Raw genomic sequence first — 23,527 nt, forward strand, 5'->3', positions numbered from 1 at the left:
CGGGGTTTTCACTATGCAGCCTGAACCGCGGCGGCTTCTGTGATGATCGTATGCAGGGTCGCCGGATCAGGATTGGCCCGCAGTTTGGCGCAGAAATTCTGATCCCGCAAAGTCCGCGACACCAGCGCCAATGCCTTAAGGTGCTCCACCCCTGCATCTTCCGGCGCAAAAAGCGCAAAGATCACGTCTACCGGTTGACGATCCACTGCTTCGAAATCGATAGGCTTCTCAAGCAGGATGAACACACCAACCACCTCGTCCACGCCATCAAGCCGGGCATGTGGCAGGGCAACGCCATGGCCCACACCGGTGGGGCCAAGGCTTTCGCGCTCAAGCAGCGCCTCAACCGCGCGCTGTGCAGAGATGCCATAAGCGACCTCTGCGACATCCGCGATGTCATGCATCAAACGCTTCTTGCTGGATGCAGTTGTGACGGCCTTAACGGCCTTGGAATTCAACAGATCTGCAAATTTCATGTGCTGCTCGTTTTGTGGACGTGTCCGCCCGTATGTCCGAGATTATGGGTCGATCCAACCGATGTTCCCATCTTCCCTTCGATATACGACGTTTACCCCGTCCTTTTTGTCATTCCGGAACACCAAGACTGGCAGTCCCGCTAACTCCATTTGCATCACCGCCTCGCCCACTGTCAGGGATGGAATCTTGGTCTCCATCTCGGCGACAATGATCGGTTGCAGCGATTCCGGCTCGTCGTCATGCGCGTCCGCTTCGCTGGCGAGGATATACGAGGATGCCCCAAAGAGTTCAACAGGTTCCGTACGGTCCTTGTGATGATCCTTCAAACGCCGTTTGTAGCGGCGCAACTGCTTGTCCATTTTTTCACAACAGCCGTCGAACGCCGCATAGATTTCAGTCGCGTGCGCCTTGGCGGTCGCGTTCAAACCGGTCGACAGGTGTACCACCGTCTCACAAACAAATTCGTGCGCGCTCTTGGAAAAGATGACCGTCGCATCGGTCGGACGTCCGGCGTATTTGCCAAGCATCCCGTCCAATTCCGTCTTCACATGGGTCTGGAGCGCTTCCCCAACATCAATCTGTTTGCCGGTTATCTGGTAACGCATAGGATATCCTTTTTATTGTTTTAGTTCTGCAGCAGAACAGCTCCGGTGAAACCGGTGGTGCGTTCAGCTGCAAAAGGAATCTGGCGTAGGGACCGTTGTGTTTCATTGTCCAGCCGCGGTGGCAGGCAGAGCGGAAATTGACGGTCTGAGTCTTCAAACGCCATACCGCCATTTCAATCCTGCTGCGGCTGCGTGTCAATCATTTCCGTCACAGGTTGCAGGAATTATCCGATGCGGAAACTGTCGCCCAGATAGACCCTGCGCACGTTCTCGTTCCGAACCACCTCATCCGGAGATCCTGACATCAGCACCTTGCCATCGTGCAGAATGTACGCCCGGTCCACGATCTCGAGCGTTTCGCGCACATTGTGGTCCGTGATCAGAACGCCGATTCCCCGTTTCTTGAGATCAGCCACCAAATGCCGAATGTCACCAACGCTGATCGGATCCACCCCTGCAAACGGTTCATCAAGCAGCAGATACTTCGGATCGGCTGCAAGGCACCGCGCGATTTCTACCCGTCGCCGTTCCCCGCCAGACAACGCGAGCGCAGGCGCACGGCGCAAGTGTTCGATGGAAAATTCGCCCAGCAGTTCTTCAAGCCGTTCGCGCCGTTTGTGGCGATCCGGTTGGCTGATATCGAGAATGGCGCTGATATTGTCTTCGACGCTCATGCCCCGGAAGATCGACATTTCCTGAGGAAGATAGCCAATGCCCATCCGCGCGCGTCGATACATCGGCAGGTAGGTCACATCCTGCCCGTCTATCAAAACCTGACCCGCTTCGGGGTTCACAAGCCCGGCAATCGCGTAAAACGATGTCGTCTTGCCGCTTCCGTTCGGTCCGAGCAACGCAACTACCTCGCCGCGCTGCACCTCAAGAGAGACATCGCGGATCACCACGCGCTTCTTGTAACTTTTGCGAAGATGCCGGACGACCAGCCCGCTCTGGCCCTCGGTCACGGACAGATTGGGCGCGGCCATCAATTGTGCCCCGACTGGAACACTGTCCGGACCCGACCGTTCATCTGTGCCGTCCCGGCCTCAAGATCGACATCCATACTGTCGGAAACAAGTGTGTTCGCACCCTGGGTCAATAACACATTGCCAACCATTCGGATTGTGCCCCGATTGACTTCATACTCTGCACTTTCGGCCTCTGCCGCCTGATCACCATTGACGAGGGTCACGCCGCCAGTTGCCTCAAGCCGTTCGATGCCACTTTGGTTTTCAGTGTAATAGACCAAGACACGTGGCGCCGAGAGACGCATGTCGCCCTGACCAATGATGACATTTCCAGTGAACAGCGCCGATCCGTCGTTCTGGGAAACCGACAGCGCATCCGCACTCACTTCCACCGGCAGCGAGGTATCCTGCTGAACCGTTCCGAACGCCACCTCGGTGCCTTGGGCAAACGCCGCTGGCGCAAGGCCAAGCAGCACAACGCTCATCACGGTTCGGATCATCACTCAGCCTCGTTTGGTTGCGGCGTGTATACCAGTTTTACCCCGTCCGTGAACAGCAACTGAATGTCATTGGTGTCCGAAGATTCTTCCACCCGCAGCTTTCCTGCCGACAAGGTCAGCCCGGGTCCCGTCGCATCCACCGCTTCCGTGCTCTCGATCGCAACGCGGTCGATCTCGGCATTCAACCCGTTGGTGGTGACAGTATATCCCGAACTGCTTTCCAGAGTGACACCGTCCCGCAACAAGAGCATATCACCTTCCTGCATCCGTCCGGTCCGCGCATCGATGGTGATCCGATTTCCATCGCGCACATCGATGACGGCGCGCAGGTCATCGGCAACCACTCCGGCACCATCTGAATCCAGCATCCGCGCCTGCCGCGCGGCCAGCGTCAAACCCTGACCGTTTTCCGTCGTCCCGGCATAGAATGGACTGCCGATCTGTTCCGTCTTGCTTGGATCGCCGCCACCGGACAGGACCGGAATGGTGGAAATCGGATCCGGGCCTCGCGAATAGAGAAAGATCGTGGACAGAAGGATCAATGCACCCAGAGGAAGCAGGATCTTCAACCATGCAATCAGGCGCGAATACATCCTATCCGCCCATACGCTCAGGAATGCGCAAAAATATCGGTATCGGGCCAACCTGCGAGATCGAGATGCGCGCGCGTCGGCAGAAAGTCGAAACAGGCCTGCGCCAACTCTGCACGGCCCTCACGCTCAAGCATCGCCTGCAAAGCATCCCGAAGTTTGTGGAGGTAAAGCACATCGGACGCGGCGTATTCGATTTGCGCCGATGACAGGGCCTCGGCACCCCAGTCGCTGGACTGCTGTTGCTTTGAGATATCGACGCCCAAAAGTTCCTGAAGCAAGACCTTCAATCCATGCCGGTCCGTATATGTCCGGACCAGGCGGCTGGCGATCTTGGTGCAGTAGACCGGCGCGGTCACAACGCCAAACGCGTTCTCGAGCGCCGCGATGTCAAACCGTCCGAAATGAAACAGCTTGAGCACATTGGGATCGGTCAGCAGCCGTTCGAGATTGGGCGCAGAGGTCTGTCCTTTTTCGATCTGCACCAGATGCGCTGTTCCATCACCGCCCGAAAGCTGTACCACGCACAACCGATCACGGTGCGGGTGCAGCCCCATCGTTTCGCAATCGATGGCAACCTCCGGTCCTAGGTCCAGATCGTCGGGAAGATCGCGCAGGTAGACTTGGTGGGCCATCAGAACCGTCCTTGCTCAACAGACATCGCTTGGCAGATAGTCTTTCGCCGGGCACGACGCAACCTGCCCCAGCTTTGCCCAAGTTTGACCCGATTCTCGGCATTTCGTCACGATTCGGCCCAAATTGAGCGGACCGCGTCCCGGCACGTCGCCCAATTTCGGCCCAATATATTTCAATTTGTTTCACCCCGTGAGGTCCCAGAGATCCAACGCAACCTCCAAAAGCCGGGCGAAAGACAAAGCAATAACGGCGTATTCAGCATGCTTTATTGTTGCCAACTGGGGAACACTTGAAAACTGCCCAATACCCGGAACCAGCGCAAAAATGTTTCCACTGAAGAAACAGTATTGCGGAAAACCCGCCAATTAATCCCAATAATCGACGCTCTGGAAATCAATTCGTGGAATTCGGCCGAATTGATCAGAATTCTTCGCCGCATATCCGACTTAAAAACTCAGCAAAAGCAAGCCTGAACCACCGCCCTGACAAGCTCCACGCATAAGAAACTGACGGATTGAACACGATACGTAAAAAGTGATTAACCCTCACCTCCGCGCGAAAGCTCGACAAACGCACACTCGCTCATTGATTGATCAGTTCATGGGAATACACGCAAAAGTTTCCCCTCGATCTGAAAGTTGACCTAATTACGGCAGAGCGTCATAAACAAGCCATGTTTTGGCAGGCCACATTCCTGCCATGTTTGAGTTTGGCACTTGGGGGTTGGTGCTTCCACTTGGGAGTTGCGTACGGTTCGTCTGCTGAAGTCTGCCACATAGTCTGAAAGCCGAAATCTGGATCCAGATCTGTTCGAATGCCTGCAGCACTGCGCTGTCGGCAAACGATGTTTTCATGCCTGCGGCACCCATGCAGTCGACCCCGCACAAAGGGTCAAAGGGTGTAACGATGACACTGCACATTCGCCAACCGCTGCCTGGCGCTGAAATTGAAAACTTGGTCAACTCGGCCTTCTCGTCCTCAGAGCCAAAAAGCATCTATCGCGACCACTTCAAGCGAGGCTTGGATATCGCTCTTGTCCTGATGGCAGCGCTTCCCGTTGCAATCATTTTGGGCATTTGCGCACTGCCGGTGGCCCGTGACGGCGGTTCGCCGTTCTATCATCAGACGCGCGTCGGCCGGTTTGGGAAAACCTTCAAGATGTGGAAGCTGCGCAGCATGGTGGCCAACGCGGATCAGGCGCTTGAAGAGCATCTTGCACAAAACCCGTCGGCCCGCGCCGAATGGAACCGCAACCAGAAGCTCCGCAATGATCCGCGTATCACCAAGATCGGTCAGATCCTGCGCAAAACATCATTGGATGAACTGCCGCAGCTTTGGAACGTGCTGAAAGGGGATATGTCGCTGGTCGGTCCGCGTCCGATGATGCTGGATCAGCAAGCACTCTACCCCGGCTCTGCGTATTATGCACTGCGTCCGGGCCTGACCGGGTTCTGGCAGGTTTCGGTCCGCCACGAGAGCAGCTTTGCCGAACGCGCGCATTACGACGCAGAATACCTCGGCAAGGTGACGCTTCTCGAAGATCTTTCGGTTATGTGGAAGACCGTCAGCGTCGTGACAAAAGGCACCGGCTGCTGATCAGGCAGACCGGTTTACCTCGGCGAAACGCCTGAGGATCCGCATCAGGTCATCCAGAGCTTTCGCGTTTCGCTCATTTATCAGACGGCCTTCGTCATCCCACTGCGATGCCGTTGCGCCAACCAGTACTTCCGGACCGGGAACAAGCAGCGGACGAAACGGTGTCAGACACAGGCGAGCCATGTTCTGGCTGCGCTCTCCGCCAGCCCGGCCCGCTGCTGCCGACATGATGGCTACAGGCTTGTCGAGCCACGGGTTTCCATCCGTCCGGCTCACCCAATCCAACGCATTCTTGAGAACGCCGGAAATGCCCTTGTTGTATTCCGGAGTCGCGACAATGACCGCATCGGCAGAAGCAATCAGGTCAGCCAGCGATTGCACCTCATCCGGGATGCCCGCTCCGCTTTCGAGGTCACCATCATAAAGCGGCAACCGAAGGTCGCCCTCCACGAACTCTGCCTCCCCAAAACGCCGTGCGGCCTCTTTCATCAACAGGCGGTTCGTCGATGCATTTCGAAGGGATCCGCACAATCCGACAAGCTTAAGGTCACTCATTTACTGTCTCCTGATCTGTCGATCAGCAAACTGGAACTCAACCTTGACAGGGCAACCCGAAAATGCGCGCGGCCAAAGAAAAAGCCCGCGCCGAACCGGCACGGGCCATTGAACCGATATGAAACGGATCAGGCGTTCGGCAGGATCACGATCTCCACGCGGCGATTCTGAGCCCGGCCTTCGGGCGTCAGGTTGCTCGCAATAGGCTGATCCTCGCCCCGTCCAATGCTCTGGATACGGAATGAGGGCACGCCTTCGCTCATCAGAATATTCGCGACCGATTGGGCACGCTGGCGCGACAGGTTGAGATTGTAACCCGCTTCGCCTGTGTTGTCCGTGTGGCCGATGACTTGAACCGTCGTGTCCGGGTAAGCCAGCAGGTTCTGTCCCACGGTACGCAGATCGCGCTGAAGGTCAGGACGTAGGGTCGCGCTGTCCGTCGCAAACAGGATGTCCTGCGGCAGCGTCACGATCAGGCGGTCACCTGTGTTGCGGATCGACACGTTATCATTGCCGATCTGTGCGCGCAGGTCCGCTTCCTGCTTGTCGAGCTGGTTGCCGATGAGGGCACCACCACCTGCGCCGATAATGGCACCTGCAGCGGCATTGCGCCGACGTTCCTCGGCATCGTTGCCCATCAGCGCACCGATCACGGCGCCTGTTCCGGCGCCGATCAATGCGCCGGTCTTGGCCTGGCGGTTCGGGTCGTTCGGATCGTTGAAGGTTCCCGTCGTACAGGCCGACAGTGCAATTGCGCTGCACAATGCTGCGGTAAGGGGAAGTCTGGTAAGTGTCATAGGATTTGCCTCGTCTATCTGCGCCCGATTGTAGGGGTCCAACTACTGCTATGCGATAACATAGAGGGTTAGTTCCCCCATGTCGTGAAAAAATCGGCGCATTTCCGCGCAAGGGTCAGGCTTCGACGCGTGCAGACTCCCAGGCAAGGATGCTGCGCTTGACCGGCAACCCCCAGTGATAGCCCCCCAATCCGCCGGACTTCCGCAGAGCGCGGTGACAGGGGATCAGATAGCTGATCGGGTTACGCCCCACCGCTGTGCCCACAGCGCGCACGGCTTTGGGATGGCCGATGAACTCCGCGATCTCGGAATAGGTTGTGACATGGCCCGACGGGATCTGCATCAATGCTTCCCAGACCTTGATCTGGAACGGCGCTCCAATAAGAAACAGCGGGACATCGCCCTCGGCCTGACCAAAGGCGGCCCTCACCCAAGGATCGAGCCTGTCGGGCGCTTCCACGTAGGTCGCATTTGGCCAGCGGCTCGTCAGATCCTGCATCGCTTCGGCCTCTGTGCATTCCGAACCGAACCCGATCCCGCAAAGCCCCTTCTCCGTCCCCATCACCAGAGCCGGACCAAACGGGCTGTCGAACCAGCCCCAGAAGATCGTCAGCCCCTCGCCCTTGCGGGCGAAATCACCCGGGCTCATCGCCTCCCAGCGCAGGAACAGATCATGGAGCCGCCCGCCGCCCGAAAGACCGGCCGCATGTGCCGTCTCGAGCGTGGTGAACCGTTCGGCCAGCAGCGCCTTGGCATGGCCCAGCGTGAGGTATTGCTGATATCGTTTCGGACTGACCCCGACCCAGCGCGAGAACACCCGCTGGAAATGCGCCGGGCTCATATTCATCTGCGCGGCAAGATCATCCAACGAAACAGCCGGCCCGCTGGCATCGATCACATCCAGCGCACGTCGCATGACATGGAAATGATAGCCGTGTGTGTCTTCGGTCATAGCCTGCATCGCGTCACCTTATCATCACCTGCCCACGTCATATCGTGCAGACCCGTCAGGCTGCGACCCGTTTATTGCGCTTTGCGCGTTACCGCTTTGGAAAGCAGCGGAGTCATGCCATGCTGAAACATGACCCGGATAGTTGAAACCTTTGGTCCACCATCCTCACAAGCTCTGCAAGCTCGGGCTTGGGCAAGGTGGCAGGAGCTGCGGGATGATCCCGCCATCGTCACCCATGGACGCGCGCTTGGGTTGGCATCGCCGGATGCCGCACCCCTGTCGCGTCAGGTCGCCCTGGCCCGCGAGATGGGCGCTGCGGCCTGCGAGCATGTACCGGAGGCGGAACTCGCCGCCCGCTTTACCGCGCTGGAGGCAGAAGGACTGAAAACCGACAGCTTTGTCGACTGGGGCAGTAGCGCCGAAACCCTGCCTCTGGCCCGCGCTCGACTTGCTGCACGGCCATTTGCCGATGACCTGACCCTGGGTATTGTCGGGCCGGACACCTCGGCCGAAGTCATGGCTGGTTTGGATGCAGTCACCCAGATGTGTGAGGTTCTGCTGCCCCTCGGGCCGTTCATACGCGGGCTCGAACGGCCTGCGGTCTGCGCCTATGTGGCCGAGCCTTCTGGCCGTATCGTCGGCGCCTCGGCCTCTGTTGAAATGTTCCACCCCGACTCGAACTGGCCGGGCCTGTGCTGGTGGGGCATGCTGTCCACCCATCCGGACCGGCGCGGCGAGGGCATCGCCAGCCGACTTGGCGCAGTGGTGCTGGACGAAATGAACCGGCGGCACGGTACGACCAGGTTCTTTACCGGCATCCGCACCGGCAACACGCCCTCCGAGGCACTTTGTACGCAGCTAGGATTCGGGCCGACACCCTATCACGTCGTACTTGCCATTGATCCGGAACTGATGGCCGGGGGACGTGTGACCAAGTAACGGCAATTTTCCGTTGCAGCCCCCGCCCGCTGCCGGTCATAAGGCGGCGATGGCAAAGCAACTCGATTATCACACGATCCGCGAGATCTTCACCCGCTTTCAGGCGGTGGACCCCGAACCGAAGGGTGAGCTTGAACACGTCAACGCATACACTCTGGTCGTCGCCGTGGCGCTGTCCGCTCAGGCGACCGATGTGGGCGTGAACAAAGCGACGCGCGAGTTGTTCAAGATTGCCGACACGCCGGAAAAGATGCTGGCACTTGGCGAAGAAGGTGTGATCGAGCACATCAAGACCATCGGCCTTTATCGCAATAAGGCGAAGAATGTCATCAAGCTCAGCCAGATCCTTGTCGACCAGTATGGCGGTGAGGTGCCCAATTCCCGCGCCGCGCTGGAAAGCCTGCCGGGCGTCGGGCGCAAGACCGCAAACGTGGTTCTGAACATGTGGTGGGGTCATCCGAGCCAGGCGGTCGACACGCATATCTTCCGCGTCGGCAACCGCACCGGAATCTGCCCCGGCAAAGATGTGGTCGCCGTGGAACGCGCCATCGAAGACCACATCCCCGTCGATTTCCAGCATCACGCCCACCATTGGCTGATCCTGCACGGGCGCTACACCTGTGTGGCCCGGAAACCAAAATGCGGCGTCTGCGTGATCCGCGATCTCTGCCCATTCGAGGACAAAACAGTATGACCAAGAAATACCAGGTTGTCGGGATCGGCAACGCCGTTGTGGACGTGATCGCACGTGCCGAAGACACGTTTCTGGACCTGATGGGAATCCAGAAGGGCATCATGCAACTTGTCGAACGCGAACGCGGCGAAACGCTCTATGCAGCGATGAAGGAACGTGTGCAGACGCCGGGTGGGTCGGTTGCCAACACGCTGGCCGGGCTGGGCAATCTGGGCCTGCGCACCGCCTTTATCGGGCGCGTGCATGATGATGCTCTGGGGCGCTTTTATGCGGACGCGATGGAAGAGGACGGCACCGATTTCGTGAACCCGCCGGTGCCGGGCGGCGAACTCCCCACCTCGCGTTCCATGATCTTTGTCTCGCCCGATGGGGAACGGTCGATGAACACCTATCTTGGGATTTCAGCAGAGCTTGGTCCCGAGGACGTGTCCGAAGACGTAGCAGCCGAGGCGGAAGTGGTGTTTCTCGAAGGCTATCTCTTCGACAAGGACAAGGGCAAAGACGCCTTCATCCGCACCGCCCGCACCTGCCGCGCCGCTGGCGGCAAAGCCGGGATCGCCATTTCCGACCCGTTCTGCGTCGAACGCCACCGCGACGACTTCCTGAACCTGATCGAACACGAAATGGACTACGTGATCGGCAACGAGGCCGAGATCATGTCCCTCTACCAGAACAACGATCTGGAGGCCGATCTGACCGCCGTGTCCGCCATCTGCCCCCTCGTCGTCTGCACCCGGTCCGGCGACGGCGTGTCGATCATCCGCGACGGCGCGCGCGTCGATATTCCCGTTCAGAAAGTGGTCCCTGTGGACGCCACCGGCGCAGGCGATCAGTTTGCGGCAGGCTTCCTCTATGGTCTCGCTACGGGACGGGACATGGAAACGTCGGGCCGGATGGGTTGCGCAGCTGCCGCCGAGGTCATTTCGCATATCGGCCCGCGCCCCGAAGCGGATCTGCAATCGCTGTTCAAGGAGGCTGGCCTGATCTGAGTCTTCAGTTCAGGTCGACACCCCAGCATGCTGCGGACCACGCGGCCATCCCGCATAGGGTCCCGCCACGGGTTTGTTTGTCTCTGACTCTGCGCTTACAAAGAGCACAGGGGCACTGACGCTGGGATAACGAAAATGGACTTCTCTCTGGCCCGGGTATTCGCCGCGCGAAACACAATTGCCGGAGTGGCGGATGGCACTCCGCTTGTTCCATCGGCGCTGACAGAGACCTTTGGACAGGAATTCCTCCTAAAACTCGAAATTGCCCAACCCATCGGTGCGTTCAAACTGCGTGGCGCGCTGAACTCCGTTCTCAATCTTCCCGATGGCGCGAAGGGTGTGACCTGCTGCTCCACGGGCAACCACGGACGCGGCGTTGCCTTCGCGGCGCGGCAGCGCGGTCTGAGAGCCGTGGTGTGCATGTCCAATCTTGCCCCCCAGAGCAAAATCGCCGGTGTTCGCGTACTGGGAGCCGAGGCGCGCATCATCGGTCAGAGCCAGGATGAAGCCCAGGACGAAGCAGAGCGCCTCGCGGCAGAGGAAGGCCTGGTTGATATCTCGCCCTTCGATGATCCATACGTGGTCGCCGGACAAGCCACCATTGGCCTTGAGCTTCTCGAAGCTCGCCCCGACCTCGATACGATTCTCGTTCCGCTGTCAGGTGGCGGACTGGCCGGCGGAATCGCCTATACCGCCAAGCAAATCCGGCCCGATATTCGGGTGATCGGCATAACGATGGACCGCGGCGCAGCAATGTACGAGTCGGTGAAGGCCGGGCACCCTGTTGAGGTGGAAGAGGTACCGAGTCTTGCCGACTCTCTCGGCGGCGGGATCGGCCTGCAGAACCGCCTTTCGTTTGCCCTGTGCCGTGAGTTTCTCGACGACATCGTTCTGGTGACCGAGGAAGACATCTACCGCAGCCTCCAGACCGTCTACTACGAAGACCGGATCGTGTGTGAAGGGGCCTGCGTCGTCGGTATTGCTGCCGTTCAATCCGGCAGGGTCGTCCTTACCGGACCGACCGCAACGATCATCACCGGGAGGAACCTCGACATGCGGTCACATGCCGACATCATGGCCGGGCGCGACGTCGTACTGGGTGACTACATCGTGAAAGGACAATCCTATGGCCCGTAAAGTGCGCGTGCTGACGGAAACCGATCTGCGCCGTACGGTGCCTTTGGATCATGAGGCGATTGCCGTTGTGGAACGTGCGTTTGCGACGCTCGCAACCGGCAAGGTCGTCATGCCGCCCATCCTTTCGATGGAGATCGAGGACGCCAACGGCGAGGTCGATGTGAAGACCGCGTATATCCCTGGCTTCGATGGCTTTGCCATCAAGGTCAGCCCGGGTTTTTTCGACAACCCCAAACTCGGCCTTCCCAGCCTCAACGGACTGATGATCCTGTTTTCCGCGAAAACCGGCCTCGTTGAGGCGCTGTTGATGGACAATGGGTATCTCACGGATGTGCGCACGGCCGCCGCCGGCGCCGTTGCCGCCAAAGCTCTTGCCCCCGAGGTTCACACCGCCGGTGTGATCGGCACTGGAATGCAGGCGCGTCTTCAAATGCAGGCGGCGCATCTTGTGCGACCGTTTCAACAGGTTCTCGTCTGGGGGCGTGATGCGGACAAGGCACAGGCCTGCGCACAGGATCTGTCACAGACGCTCGGACTGCCCGCCCGTGTCGAAACAAACCCGGCGGATCTTGTCGCGCAAAGCCAGTTGGTGGTGACGACAACCCCAGCCCGCACCCCTGTCCTGCAAGCAGAATGGCTGCACCCCGGATTGCATATCACTGCCATGGGATCAGATCAGGCAGGAAAAAACGAGGTCGCCCCGACCGCTTTGGCGCGGGCCGATCTCTATGTTGCCGACCGGGTCAGCCAGTGCGCGACCCTTGGGGAGCTTCGCAGCGCCATTGCAGCTGGTCTGATGACAGCCGACACCGTTCCCGAACTGGGACAAGTGGTCAGAGCCAGCATCACAGGCCGGACCCACGCCGATCAGATCACGATCTGCGACCTGACTGGAACCGGTGCGCAGGACACCGCAATTGCAACCCACGCGCTGGCCAAGTCAGAAAACAGTGGTATCGCACTGGACCTCTGACCTTGCTTTAACGGCGCAAGGCTACTTCTGGATCGACTCCAGATAATACGCGATGGACAGCATCCGCCCCCGTGCGATGGCCTCCGCACCGCCCAGAAGCCCGGAATCACCCGCTGCGTTTTCCTTGAAGATCAGTCCCCAGATCGGCATTGCCCCTCCGTGCGCCCGCACCCCCATACGCCCGTCGATCACATGGATGACGTCAAGCATGGGAAATTTCCCGTCGTTCCGGGCAGACAGTGTCGTCAGGTCAGGCACGTCGATGGTCAGGAGCTCGGCCAGCGGCCCCTGTCCCATACCGCTTTCCCCGTGGCATCCGGCGCATCCCTGCATGTAATCCTGTTTTCCGAGGTCATCCGCCAAACCGACGGTCGCCGCCGCAAAGGACAGGCACACGGCTGTCCCGATGGTCTTCATGTTGAACATGGTCTCTCCCCTTTCTGATGTTTGATCGCACACTCGTCACCAGTTGGTCATCCAACCGTCACTGAACCCAATGCGTGTTCCCTCAACACCCATGCGCGCGGGGCGACGTGCCCGCGCCTGTCAGAACCGAACACGTCGTCGGTCAGGCCAAACGCGGTTTGATGGGGGGTGGTAGGCAGGCATCTCAGGCAAACAAACGAGGCAATCACCGCACGCTTTGAAAGCCTCCGGCCTACCCTGCAGCCATTCGTCCCCTCCCAACACTGCACGCGGTTGAGGAAAAGATGATCAGCCAAACACATTCCGTCGTTGATGTATATCAACAGCAGAATGTCTTGTGGTTTTGGGCTCAGCACATCGGGAAAAACGAAAGTGCGCCGTCGCGGCTATTTAGGCTGGCACCACTCCACGTCTGTAACACCAGCCAGCTTCGCTAGGCGCGCCAATTCACTCTCAAGCTTGCCCATTCGTTGCGCTGTCGGTTTGACGGCGTGTTCCCACCACAGGTTCTGTACGGTCAGCAATCCTTTGGACCGATCCGACTTGACCTCGATCCGTCCAACGAAGCGGTCGCCTTCCAGAAGCGGATAGACGTAATAGCCCCATTGCCGCTTCTCGGCTGGCACGAACATCTCGACCGTATATTCAAATCCGAAAAGCCGCTTCAGCCGAACACGATCCCGGATGGCGGGATCGAACGGATTAAGGATGCGCAGCCGAGATGTCGGCGGGTTCAACGATGAAAGTCGGTCTTCGATATCCGGTGCAGCCAAGGCCTTTGTCCAAGAGCCGTCTGCCGATTGCACCTCGACGGGGACAAGCAAGCCTTCATTCTGGGTGGTCCAAAGTGCAACCTCAGCGACATCGGTTGCGTCCCAGAATTTCCGGATTTCACCCTGGGTTCCAACGGCGATCCGGTCCAGTGCGGACCGGCACAACCAGTCGATCTGCTCCTGCTCCGGCAAATCCTGTTCGCGCAAATGGTCAGGAAAGACTCGTTCAGACAAATCGTAATATTTGGTGAATCCCTCGCGGTGGCATGTGGCGAGTTCACCCGCGTACCAAAGATAATCCAACCCGATCTTGTGCGGAGGTCGCTTCCACATCTCGCGAGCGCCCTCGATTTTCGTATCGAAATCATGAGTAGACAACGGCCCTTCGTCGGAGATCCGGCGACGGATGTGATCCAGATGATCCTCGGCCAGATGTTTGCCGAACCAGGACGACCGACTGACCTTGTCCCGCATCCGCCGGAACTGCCGTTGCCACATCGGAAGAAACTCCATCGGCAGGACGGACGCATCATGGGTGAAATGCTCGAACACCGCGCGATCCTGCGCAAGATGCCGGTTCAGCATGGGCTCGCGATAATTCTGATTTCGGCTCCAGAGAATATGATGATGCGCACGCGACACGACCTGGATCGTGTCCAGCTGCACGAAGCCCAGATCATGGATCAGTTCCTTGAGGTCGAGAGGTCCGGTCGGCGTGTCGCCCAGACCGTTGACCTGCAACCAAAGCCGGCGCGCGGTGCGGTTTGAAAGGTGTAAACGGCGCACGAGGACTCCGGCAAAAACAGCAATCCCGCCATGCTAGGACATGAGCCCGGAAAGGCCCAGCCCACAAAAGAAACGCGCCGATCAGTTCCCTGTTGCCCGATCCGTCCCGGGCGCGGCATCACCGTTGGCTTTGATATCCGCCATATAGCTTTCCATTTCGGCGATCTCACTGCGTTGGGTTTCAATGATCGCATCCGCCAGCGCCCGAACGCGCGGATCGGACAGGTTGGCGCGTTCGCTCGTCAGCACAGCAATCGAATGGTGAGGAATCATCGCCTTCATCCACGCGACATCACCAATGGTGGTCTGCGAACGAACCAGTCCAACACCCAACGCAAACGCAAACAGAGCGCCTGCGAAGATCGCTATGTTGGCTTTTCGATTTGAATACATGCCAAGCATGAAAGCGAGCATCACCACCGCCATCATCGCACCCATGTAAAGCGCCATCCACATGCGCGTCTGGGAAAAGAACACATGATCCAGCGCGTAGGTGTTAAGGTACATCAGCCCGTACATCACCACGGTAGACGTCAGGATCATGGCAAAGAACCGCAGATAGGACCCGTGGCTCTTTTCGCGTCTGTGGTGTGATCTTGTGTCTGCCGACTGCGCCATGAAGTAACCCCTTCGTCTGTCCTTTCACTCAAAACCCGGACAAGGGGGATATGTTCCATGAGCGTCGGAGGGGGCTGGGCCGAAGCCCTTCACGCGCGCAGCTCGCCGCGGAATTTGACATCGACTTTGATCACGGGCGGGCAAGGCTCTTCAAAGAACCTTGGAAAGAGATTTCGAAATCTCTTCCCCGGATCAATGCGCCTCGGCCCAGTTTTTGCCCTGCCCGGCATCGGCAACCAGAGGCACGGTCAGGTGTACCACCGGATCGGCGGCCCCTTCCATCACCTCGCGGGCGACCTTTATCAGATCGTCCTCGGCGCCCTGATCAACCTCGAACAGCAATTCGTCATGCACCTGCAACAGCATCTTGGCAGGCAGCCCCTTGATCGCATCCGGCATCCGGATCATCGCCCGGCGAATGATGTCCGCTGCCGTGCCCTGAATGGGCGCGTTGATCGCGGCGCGCTTGGCAAAGCCGGCACGCGGCCCCTTGGCATTGATCTCTGGCGTATGGATCACACGACCGAACAGTGTCTCCACACGGTTGTGCTTCTTCGCGAACTCGGTCGTATCGTCCATGTAGGCCTTGATACCGGGGAACCTCTCGAAATAGCGATCGATGAATCCCTGCGCCTCGGCCCGCGGGATGCGCAGGTTGCGCGCAAGGCCGAAGCCGCTGATCCCGTAGATCACACCAAAGTTGATGGCCTTGGCCTGCCGCCGCACATCCGGCGTCATTTCATCCAGCGGTACGTTGAACATCTCCGACGCGGTCGCGGCGTGAATGTCCTGACCCTCTTTGAACGCGTCCTTCAGCGCCTGAATGTCGGCGATATGGGCAAGAATGCGCAGTTCGATCTGGGAATAATCGAGCGCCACCAGCGTCTTGCCCTCTTCGGCCACAAACGCCTCGCGGATGCGACGGCCCTCTTCGGTACGGATCGGGATGTTCTGCAGGTTCGGATCGGTCGAGGCCAGACGCCCGGTGTTCGCCCCTGCGATGGAATAGGACGTGTGCACCCGGCCCGTGTCACGGTTGATGTGGTCCTGCAAAGCGTCGGTATAGGTCGACTTGAGCTTGCTTAATTGCCGCCAATCCAGCACCCGGCGCGGCAACTCGTGCTCGGTCGCCAGATCCTCCAGCACATCGGCGCCCGTGGCATAGGCCCCGGTCTTGCCGCGCTTTCCGCCTTCCAAGCCCATCTCATCGAACAGGATCTCGCCCAGTTGCTTGGGAGAGCCCACGTTGAACTTGCGCCCCGCAAGCTCGTAGATCTCGTCCTCCAGCCCCGCCATTTTCTGGCTGAACGCATTGGACATGCGGCTGAGCGTGTCGCGGTCCACCTTGATCCCGGCCATCTCCATCTCGGCCAAGACCGGCACCAGCGGACGCTCCATGCCTTCATACACGCGTGTCACCTTGGTCTGATGCAGTTGCGGCTTGAACATCTGCCAAAGCCGCAGCGTGACCTCAGCATCCTCGGCCGCGTAGGGCGTGGCCTTGTCGATGGGCACCCGGTCAAACGTGATCTGGCTCTTGCCGCTGCCCAAAAGGTCCTTGATCGGGATCGGCGTGTGGCCGAGGTACCGCTCGGCCAGCGTGTCCATGCCGTGGCTGTGCAGACCAGCATTCATCGCATATGACATGAGCATCGTGTCGTCGATGGGCGCGACATGAATCCCCAAACGCGCCATGATCTTGCTGTCGTACTTCATGTTCTGGCCGATCTTCATCACCGCCAGATCTTCCAGAAGCGGTTTCAGAACGGCCAGGGCGTCTTCCATCGGGATCTGACCCTCGGCCAGATCATCTGATCCGAAAAGCCCCTCGCCGCCCTCGGCCTTGTGGCCCAGCGGCACGTAGCAGGCTTTACCCGGCTCAATACACAACGACACGCCCACAAGGTCGGCGGTCATCTCGTTCAGCCCGGTGGTCTCGGTATCGAACGCCACCCAACCCCTGTCGGTTGCAGCATCGATCCAGGCTTGCAACGCCGCCCTATCCCGGACGCATTCATAATTGGCCGTATCCAGAGGCGGCATCTCGGGTGCATCCTCCGCCGGCGGGTTCGCGCCTTCCGGCGTCGTATCCTGTATCGCAGGCGGATCGACGTTCAGAGCTTCCGCGATGCGCTTGGTCAGCGTGCGGAACTCCATCTCAGCGAGGAACGGCATCAGGACGTCAGGATCGGGATCCTTGACCTCCAGATCATCCAACGTGAAGTCCAGCGGCGTGTTGCAGTCCAGCTGAACCAGTTTCTTCGACAGTTCGATCTGATCTCGCTTTTCGATCAGGGTCTCTCGGCGCTTGGGCTGTTTGATCTCGCCAGCCCGGTCCAGCAATTCTTCCAGCGACCCGTATTCGTTGATGAGCAGCGCCGCCGTCTTGATTCCGATGCCCGGCGCACCGGGTACGTTGTCCACACTGTCTCCGGCCAGAGCCTGCACATCGACCACGCGCTCCGGATAAACGCCAAACTTCTCGAACACACCGTCACGGTCGATCCGGCGGTTCTTCATTGCGTCGAGCATCTCAACGCCGTCACCGACCAGCTGCATCAGGTCCTTGTCCGAAGAGATGATGGTGACCCGACCACCGGCCTCGCGCGCCTGACAGGCCAGCGTCGCAATGATGTCATCGGCCTCGTAGCCTTCTTTTTCCTCGCAGGCGATGTTGAAGGCGACAGTCGCACGGCGGGTCAGCGGGATCTGCGGACGGAGGTCTTCGGGCATCTCCTCGCGGTTGGCTTTGTATTGATCGTAAAGCTCGTTGCGAAACGTGTGGCTCCCCTTGTCGAAGATCACCGCCACATGGGTCGGCGCATCCGAGCCGTTGTTCCCCTCCACGTATTTCTGCAGCATGTTGCAAAAGCCGCTGACAGCCCCAATGGGCAAACCGTCGGATTTGCGCGTCAGTGGCGGCAATGCGTGATAAGCGCGAAAAATAAAGGCCGACCCGTCGATCAGGTGAAGGTGATGTCCTTTGCCGAATGCCATATCGCGCGTCCCCGTTTTCGTGCTGGCCCAAGATGTGCCACGGTCGGCGGCAAGGTGCCAGCAGGAACCTGCGCTAAAGGCCCACCCCGAGCACGGTTCTGATCAGGCATCGCCCCCGGCAAAGGCCGGGCGTCGGCCCAGCCGTTGTCCCACCCAGACGATGAGCGCCCCGAAGCCAGAGAACACGACCAGCAGACCGAAGATGTTGATCCCCGTGCGCAGTACGCCAAGCTCTGCCAGGTTCAGGAAATGATAGGGATAGCGCCCATCGAAATACGCCGCGCGCACCATCGCCACGATGCAGTAAAGCAGCGGCAGGATCAGCCACGGCAGAATGTCGGGAAAGCGCAGATCGGCTTTCCGCACGAAAGCCAGCCAATAGCCCGCAAAGCCAAGCGGGATCAGCGTGTGCAGCATCAGGTCGATCACCATGTCGATGCCCCGGTAGTCGCGCAGATGGGCCAGAAGCACATGGTACACGATGGCCACCATCGCAATCGACAGCAGCAGACCGCTTTGCAGCCTCGCAGGTTCGCGCCCGCCAAGCGCCACCCAGGCGCAGGTCAGGCCGATCAGCGTGTTCGTCCAGATGGTGAAGTAGCGGAAATTGAACGCCAACGCATCGATAAGATCGATGTCATACCGGTCGATCCGCAGCCAGATCCGCGTGACAATCGTCGCGCAGACCGCCAGCGCCAGAAGCGCAGCGCACAGCCGTTTCCGAGTCACGACTCCGGCTGGTCGGCGAAATCCTTGTGGATGTACTTGGCATCGCAATAACCGCATTCGACCCAGCCGGTGTCATGCGGGATCTGCAGCCAGACGCGCGGGTGGCCCAACGCCCCTTCGCCGCCGTCACAGGCGATGCGGTAGCTGTCCACGATCTTGGTTTCGGGCGCTTGCGTTGCCATAAGCTGCGTTTCCTTCGTCCGGATTTTCCACTAGGTGCGGTTTAAGACGACGAAGCCACGGGAGCAAGAGACAGCGATGACACAGGATGCCATTGAGATCGAAGGCCTGAAAAAGACCTATTCCGGCGGCAAGGAAGCCTTGAAAGGCATCAACCTGAATGTCCCACGCGGGTCGGTCTTTGGCCTGCTCGGGCCAAACGGCGCCGGGAAATCGACCCTAATCAACATTCTGGCCGGTCTCGTCACCAAATCCGCGGGCAAGGTGACGATCTGGGGCTGGGATCAGGACGTGAACCCGCGCCAGTCCCGCGCCTCAATCGGAGTGATGCCGCAGGAACTGAACCTCGACCCGTTTTTTACCCCGCGCGGTGCACTGGAAGTGCAGGCCGGGCTCTACGGCGTGCCCAAAGCGCGGCGCCGTTCCGACGAAATCCTTGAAATGATCGGCCTTACAGACAAAGCCGAAGCCTACGCGCGCACACTGTCGGGCGGGATGCGGCGGCGTCTGCTGCTGGGCAAGGCGCTGGTCCATCGCCCGCACGTACTTGTTCTCGACGAACCGACGGCGGGTGTGGACATCGAACTGCGCCAGATGCTCTGGACCAACGTCCGCAAGCTCAACCGCGATGAGGGCATGACGATCATCCTGACGACGCATTACCTCGAAGAAGCAGAAGAAATGTGCGACGAAATCGCGATCATCAATCATGGTGAGGTGGTGGCCCGCGACAGCACCCGCAACCTTCTGGGTCAGTTGGACGCGAAAACCATGGTTATCCAGCCGGATACCGAGGTTGGACCGCTGCCCGAAGTCGAGGGGATTGGTGTGAGTACACGGGAAGACGGCACCCTCGCCGTCAGCTACCGCGCGCGGCAAACCTCAGCTGAGGACGTGCTTTCGATGCTTCGCGACAACGGTGTTCGGATCCGCGACGTGCGCACCGAACAGGCCGATCTGGAAGACGTGTTCCTGTCGCTCACCCGCTCGGCCTGAACCCGGGCGGGATGCGTTTTCGTAAAGCCTTTAACGCGCCGGTTGCAGCATACGGCCCAGCCCACGACCGCCCAGCACGTGAATGTGCAGATGCGGCACCTCCTGCACACCGGCCACCCCCGCGTTCGAGATGATCCGGTATCCGCCCTCCTGAAGACCTTCCTGCTTGCAGACCCGTCCGATGGCACGCGTGAAGTCCGCAATCTCCGCATCGCTCGCCTCGATGGCAAAGTGATCATAGCAGACATAGGGCCCCTTCGGGATCACCAGCACATGCACCGGCGCCTGCGGCTGAATATCCCGGAAAGCGAGCGAATGTTCGGTTTCGAGAACCGTGTCGTTGGGAATCTCGCCGCGCAGGATTTTGGCGAAGATGTTCTGGTGGTCATAGACATAGGCCATGTCTGGGCTCCTCAGTCGGCGAAAAGGTGGTCGGTACGCGCGATGTCCTGCGCCTGTTCCGTTGAGATCGACAGGAATTCACTCAGCGCAATCGCGTTCACGTCGGCGCTGTCACTTTCCCGGATGCGGACGTGGTTTTCAAACTCCGAATCCCGGATCCGATCGCTTTCATGGACCATGTCGTTTCGGATCGTCGGCAGAAGGCGTTCCAGCGTCTCGCGCGGTGTCCTGTCTCCGGCCAGACCAACCCGCATGGCGTGACCGATAAGGTACTCATCAGTAAAGCCACACTCGATCTCAAGCAGACGCGTCGTCGCCCGGTCGCGACAGAAATCCTCAAGCAGATCGAGGTTGCCGGGGTCCATGCAAATCACCATGCGATCCGTCTCGAAATAGTCGAACAGCATCCGCATAAGCGATCTGCGGTGCCGGTGCCGCTTGCCAAGGGTGGATTGAATCCCCCCCATATCGGGCAGATCGGTATGCTCTTCATTGAACAGATATTCGATGCAGGGAACATTCGTCAGCTGGCGGATCCGCGCGACCAGCCGCTTGGCGACATGCCATTTCTTGCAAACGACGATCAGCAACTCGCGTTCTCGGCCCAGTGTGCTTTCGGTTTCCCAGAACCGTGGTGCAAACCGGCGTCCGATGCGCCCCTTGCCGGTCAGGAACTTGTAAAGCGACCGCCCCTCGTTCGATATCTCGAACTGGACGCCCCTGGCCGAATACAGTGAACCCAAACGTTCCTTCAGCTCCAACGCCTCGGGAGAGATCTTGCGCGCGAACAGGAAGTCCTGACTCAGCAGAAGATCGAAGTGATCGTTGTAGAACGTGACCGGCATCCCGTAATCCGAGAACATAAGGAAGGTCAGCGTTCTGCATTCGATCTCTTTTTCCGGGACCAGATGGCGCACCAATGTCTGGAAAAAGGTCTCGTCAGGAATCCAGGTGGTTCGGAAAAACCGCTTCACATCCGGGCGCTGCCTGAGGAAATCGAGGATTGCCTCGACCGTTCTGCGGCGCAGGCACCACCATTGGCTTCCGATCTGGATTTCGAGATCTTCCGGCACCTTCCGCGACAAACCAAACCGCCGCTGCAACTCAAGGCTCTTGTAGAACAGCCACTTGTTGTTCCGCTCGTTCAGGAAGTGCCGGTAGATCAGCCGCTCTTCCTTCATCCCGGTCTTGATCCAATCGGACGCGAAGAAATCGAAGCTCTCGATGAAATCCGCCTCGAAGCGGTCCAGATAGCCGTGCGCGTATTCGGCTGTTTTGATCGCCTGGCAATCGCCGGACAGCATGTAGAAATGCGTGGCGCGCGGGAATGCCTCGACCGCTGCTTCCACCGCATAGAGCGTGGCCTGCACCAGTGACCATTCTCCCCAGCCGCACTTGATGCGCTTCTTGGCAAACACGACATTGGGGTGATCCGACAACGCAGATGTGATCGCCCGGTACGCCGCGGCATCCGCACGCGCATCGAAATGGATCGAGATATAATCGCCCACAGCCGTCAGGCTCAGCGCCTGTCGGATGATCGCGTCCGGATCCTTGTGGCACAGCAATATGAAGGCAATATTTGCCATTCAGCCAGACATCTGCCCGTGTTTTACCTCGTTTTCGTTACGATACGCGCGTTCAATGATTGAATAAACCGACTTTCTTTGATTTTTTGTTTATATTACGGGACGACAAGAGCCCGAGACGAGGCTGGAGGCGGCAGGACTATGGGATTTCCCGGAACGTGGATGACCGAGAGCGAAAGCATGGTCTATCGCGTGGTGCCAAAATGCGCCTGTTCGACCATCGGACAGATCATGTTCTATTCGGATCACGGCGAATTCTTCGACGGCGATATCCACGATGCGCAGACCGGTCTGCACAAATGGGCGCTGGATCATTCGAAAGATCCCATCACCCAACGCATTCAGGCGCATGACACCTATGCGTTCACCTGCGTCCGCAACCCCTACACCCGGATCCTCAGTTCGTTCTTCGACAAGATCTGCGGCATCCAGCGCAACGGGAAACGCTATCGCGGCAACCTTGTCCCGCTCTTGATCCAGAAATACGGGATCGAGGTCGGCGGCGACGATGGCAAGCAGGAGTTCGACCAGATCAAGAGCTTCCGTCGTTTCCTTCTGTTCGCCCGCGACACCATCCGCTGGCGGCGCCCGATGGACCCCGACATCCACTGGTCGGCCATGTCAGGCCACATCAGCACCTTCATCGTGAATGGCGGCCGTTACGACAACATCTTCTGGACCGAAAGTTTCAATGACGGAATGGCCGAAGTTCTCAGCCATGTCGAAACCCAGAAACCCGTCGATCTGGCAAAAATCCCGCGCTTCAACGAAAGTGAAGGCCATGGGCCGAAACGCGCCCACCCGGTCGAAGACTATTTCGACGATCTGTCCATGCATCTCGTCTATGAAATCTATAAAAAGGATTTCGACCTGTTCAGATACGACTTCGAAAATCCGGCCAACAAGATGCCAATCGGCGAGATCGATCTGGACGAAGTGCACGCCAAACTCGGCGATTGACGCTCCGGACGGCGCCCCGCTGCCTCAGTCCGGCAAGTCGTCCGAGGGAATGATCGGAAAGAACGCGCCGCCAGACCACACTCCGAACCAGCTTTGGCCGTCGACATCGTGATGTGCGCCGCACTCGACCAGACGGTAAAAACTCTTCCGGTCGATCAGCGCTTCCAGATTGGCACGCACCAGCACGTAGGGTGACGGCTCTCCGGTTTCCGCATCGCGCTCCACCCGGATCGGGTGCTCTGGCCCGGCGACTGCCGTATCCCCGACATGGGTGGTAAAGGTCAGCACCTGCGCCTCGCCATCTCCAGAGACCTCGAAATCGGTGGCAACAAAAGGCGCATCGTCAACCGTGATTCCCACTTTCTCGACCGGGGTCACAAGGAAATACGCGTCCCCGTCCTTGCGCAGAATCGATGAGAACAGCTTGACCAGCCCCGGTCGCCCGATCGGAGTCCCAAGGTAAAACCACGTCCCATCCCGCGCGATCCGCATGTCCAGATCGCCGCAAAACGGCGGGTTCCAGAGGTGCACCGGCGGCAGACCCTTGGTCTTGCTGGCGCGTACAGAGGCAGCAATGCCCTCTGCGGATGGAATTACACGATCTTGTGCGCTCATTGCTTTTGCCATTTCCCCGCTGCGCGTTACACTTTCCTGAAACCCAGATAG

Annotated in this window: 27 protein-coding genes; 8 read left to right on the forward strand and 19 right to left on the reverse strand. The window is 59.1% G+C overall.

All coding sequences use genetic code 11. The features are described 5' to 3' along the window. Positions 1–11 precede the first annotated feature (11 nt). From MGEO_RS01750 to MGEO_RS01775, 7 genes are read right to left on the reverse strand one after another with little or no spacing between them, the layout of a single operon-like run. Positions 12–476, reverse strand: coding sequence for a PTS sugar transporter subunit IIA (locus tag MGEO_RS01750; protein WP_085634963.1), 465 nt, complete (start codon positions 474–476; stop codon positions 12–14). 42 nt (positions 477–518) lie between these two features. After that, a complete protein-coding gene (gene hpf / locus MGEO_RS01755) occupies positions 519–1,082 on the reverse strand; it encodes a ribosome hibernation-promoting factor, HPF/YfiA family (RefSeq protein WP_085634964.1) in 564 nt (187 codons plus the stop codon). Between the two features lie 20 nt (positions 1,083–1,102). After that, positions 1,103–1,246 (reverse strand): hypothetical protein, encoded by a 144-nt coding sequence (locus MGEO_RS21315; protein ID WP_158090956.1) that lies wholly within the window; start codon positions 1,244–1,246, stop codon positions 1,103–1,105. A 60-nt stretch (positions 1,247–1,306) separates the two neighbouring features. Then, entirely contained in the window at positions 1,307–2,065 is a 759-nt protein-coding gene (gene lptB / locus MGEO_RS01760) for an LPS export ABC transporter ATP-binding protein (protein WP_085634965.1), read from the reverse strand. Next, complete coding sequence (gene lptA, locus MGEO_RS01765) at positions 2,065–2,547, reverse strand: lipopolysaccharide transport periplasmic protein LptA (RefSeq protein ID WP_085634966.1); 483 nt, start codon at positions 2,545–2,547, stop codon at positions 2,065–2,067. The genes lptB and lptA overlap by 1 nt, the downstream gene beginning before the upstream one ends. Continuing rightward, entirely contained in the window at positions 2,547–3,140 is a 594-nt protein-coding gene (lptC, locus tag MGEO_RS01770) for an LPS export ABC transporter periplasmic protein LptC (RefSeq protein WP_085634967.1), read from the reverse strand. The genes lptA and lptC overlap by 1 nt, the downstream gene beginning before the upstream one ends. 17 nt (positions 3,141–3,157) lie before the next feature. Then, positions 3,158–3,772: a ribonuclease D gene (locus MGEO_RS01775; RefSeq protein WP_085634968.1), complete on the reverse strand. Its 615-nt coding sequence runs from the start codon at positions 3,770–3,772 to the stop codon at positions 3,158–3,160. A gap of 1,021 nt (positions 3,773–4,793) precedes the next feature. Here MGEO_RS01775 and MGEO_RS01780 point away from each other — a divergent pair. Next, the gene (locus MGEO_RS01780; protein ID WP_332908297.1) at positions 4,794–5,369 is read left to right on the forward strand and encodes a sugar transferase; all 576 of its coding nucleotides are present in this window, start codon (positions 4,794–4,796) and stop codon (positions 5,367–5,369) included. Here MGEO_RS01780 and MGEO_RS01785 read toward each other — a convergent pair whose 3' ends face one another. From MGEO_RS01785 to MGEO_RS01795, 3 genes are all read right to left on the reverse strand, one after another. Then, positions 5,370–5,924, reverse strand: coding sequence for an NADPH-dependent FMN reductase (locus MGEO_RS01785; protein WP_085634970.1), 555 nt, complete (start codon positions 5,922–5,924; stop codon positions 5,370–5,372). A 128-nt stretch (positions 5,925–6,052) separates the two neighbouring features. Beyond that, complete coding sequence (locus MGEO_RS01790; protein ID WP_085634971.1) at positions 6,053–6,721, reverse strand: OmpA family protein; 669 nt, start codon at positions 6,719–6,721, stop codon at positions 6,053–6,055. Between the two features lie 115 nt (positions 6,722–6,836). Continuing rightward, positions 6,837–7,682 carry a methylated-DNA--[protein]-cysteine S-methyltransferase gene (locus MGEO_RS01795; protein WP_085634972.1) on the reverse strand — a complete coding sequence of 282 codons (846 nt, stop codon included), beginning with the start codon at positions 7,680–7,682 and terminating at the stop codon, positions 6,837–6,839. Positions 7,683–7,802: 120 nt separating this feature from the next. Here MGEO_RS01795 and MGEO_RS01800 point away from each other — a divergent pair, with 120 nt between their 5' ends. From MGEO_RS01800 to MGEO_RS01820, 5 genes are all read left to right on the forward strand, one after another. Beyond that, the gene (locus MGEO_RS01800) at positions 7,803–8,612 is read left to right on the forward strand and encodes a GNAT family N-acetyltransferase (protein ID WP_085634973.1); all 810 of its coding nucleotides are present in this window, start codon (positions 7,803–7,805) and stop codon (positions 8,610–8,612) included. 49 nt (positions 8,613–8,661) lie between these two features. Next, on the forward strand, positions 8,662–9,306 hold the full coding sequence (nth, locus tag MGEO_RS01805; protein WP_085634974.1) for an endonuclease III: 645 nt from the start codon (positions 8,662–8,664) through the stop codon (positions 9,304–9,306). Beyond that, the gene (locus tag MGEO_RS01810) at positions 9,303–10,295 is read left to right on the forward strand and encodes an adenosine kinase (RefSeq protein ID WP_085634975.1); all 993 of its coding nucleotides are present in this window, start codon (positions 9,303–9,305) and stop codon (positions 10,293–10,295) included. The genes nth and MGEO_RS01810 overlap by 4 nt, the downstream gene beginning before the upstream one ends. A gap of 135 nt (positions 10,296–10,430) precedes the next feature. After that, positions 10,431–11,432 (forward strand): hydroxyectoine utilization dehydratase EutB, encoded by a 1,002-nt coding sequence (eutB, locus tag MGEO_RS01815; RefSeq protein WP_085634976.1) that lies wholly within the window; start codon positions 10,431–10,433, stop codon positions 11,430–11,432. Continuing rightward, positions 11,422–12,405, forward strand: a complete 984-nt coding sequence (locus tag MGEO_RS01820) for a cyclodeaminase (RefSeq protein WP_085634977.1) — start codon at positions 11,422–11,424, stop codon at positions 12,403–12,405. Before eutB ends, MGEO_RS01820 begins: the two co-directional genes overlap by 11 nt. Before the next feature lie 21 nt (positions 12,406–12,426). Here the strand turns inward: MGEO_RS01820 and MGEO_RS01825 are convergent, their stop codons facing one another. From MGEO_RS01825 to MGEO_RS01850, 6 genes are all read right to left on the reverse strand, one after another. Then, complete coding sequence (locus MGEO_RS01825) at positions 12,427–12,831, reverse strand: c-type cytochrome (protein WP_233139527.1); 405 nt, start codon at positions 12,829–12,831, stop codon at positions 12,427–12,429. A 386-nt stretch (positions 12,832–13,217) separates the two neighbouring features. Next, entirely contained in the window at positions 13,218–14,390 is a 1,173-nt protein-coding gene (locus MGEO_RS01830) for a winged helix-turn-helix domain-containing protein (RefSeq protein WP_085634978.1), read from the reverse strand. 81 nt (positions 14,391–14,471) lie between these two features. Further along, the gene (locus MGEO_RS01835) at positions 14,472–15,008 is read right to left on the reverse strand and encodes a DUF305 domain-containing protein (RefSeq protein ID WP_106299104.1); all 537 of its coding nucleotides are present in this window, start codon (positions 15,006–15,008) and stop codon (positions 14,472–14,474) included. A gap of 192 nt (positions 15,009–15,200) precedes the next feature. Then, a complete protein-coding gene (gene polA, locus MGEO_RS01840; protein ID WP_085634979.1) occupies positions 15,201–18,005 on the reverse strand; it encodes a DNA polymerase I in 2,805 nt (934 codons plus the stop codon). Positions 18,006–18,107: 102 nt separating this feature from the next. After that, a complete protein-coding gene (locus tag MGEO_RS01845; RefSeq protein WP_085634980.1) occupies positions 18,108–18,734 on the reverse strand; it encodes a Pr6Pr family membrane protein in 627 nt (208 codons plus the stop codon). Then, complete coding sequence (locus MGEO_RS01850) at positions 18,731–18,916, reverse strand: zinc-finger domain-containing protein (protein ID WP_085634981.1); 186 nt, start codon at positions 18,914–18,916, stop codon at positions 18,731–18,733. The genes MGEO_RS01845 and MGEO_RS01850 overlap by 4 nt, the downstream gene beginning before the upstream one ends. Positions 18,917–18,992: 76 nt before the next feature. Between MGEO_RS01850 and MGEO_RS01855 the strand changes: the two genes are divergently transcribed. Beyond that, entirely contained in the window at positions 18,993–19,910 is a 918-nt protein-coding gene (locus tag MGEO_RS01855) for an ABC transporter ATP-binding protein (protein WP_085634982.1), read from the forward strand. A 30-nt stretch (positions 19,911–19,940) separates the two neighbouring features. Here MGEO_RS01855 and MGEO_RS01860 read toward each other — a convergent pair whose 3' ends face one another. After that, a complete protein-coding gene (locus MGEO_RS01860) occupies positions 19,941–20,312 on the reverse strand; it encodes a histidine triad nucleotide-binding protein (protein ID WP_085634983.1) in 372 nt (123 codons plus the stop codon). 11 nt (positions 20,313–20,323) lie between these two features. Then, positions 20,324–21,901, reverse strand: a complete 1,578-nt coding sequence (locus MGEO_RS01865) for a DUF5928 domain-containing protein (RefSeq protein ID WP_085634984.1) — start codon at positions 21,899–21,901, stop codon at positions 20,324–20,326. 141 nt (positions 21,902–22,042) lie between these two features. Here MGEO_RS01865 and MGEO_RS01870 point away from each other — a divergent pair, with 141 nt between their 5' ends. Continuing rightward, positions 22,043–22,861 (forward strand): sulfotransferase family protein, encoded by an 819-nt coding sequence (locus MGEO_RS01870; RefSeq protein WP_085634985.1) that lies wholly within the window; start codon positions 22,043–22,045, stop codon positions 22,859–22,861. Positions 22,862–22,885: 24 nt separating this feature from the next. Here the strand turns inward: MGEO_RS01870 and MGEO_RS01875 are convergent, their stop codons facing one another. Beyond that, the gene (locus MGEO_RS01875; RefSeq protein ID WP_085635246.1) at positions 22,886–23,476 is read right to left on the reverse strand and encodes a DUF1285 domain-containing protein; all 591 of its coding nucleotides are present in this window, start codon (positions 23,474–23,476) and stop codon (positions 22,886–22,888) included. Positions 23,477–23,527: the final 51 nt, after the last annotated feature.

Origin of the sequence: Marivita geojedonensis (assembly GCF_002115805.1) — a bacterium.
GTDB classification, from domain to species: domain Bacteria; phylum Pseudomonadota; class Alphaproteobacteria; order Rhodobacterales; family Rhodobacteraceae; genus Marivita; species Marivita geojedonensis.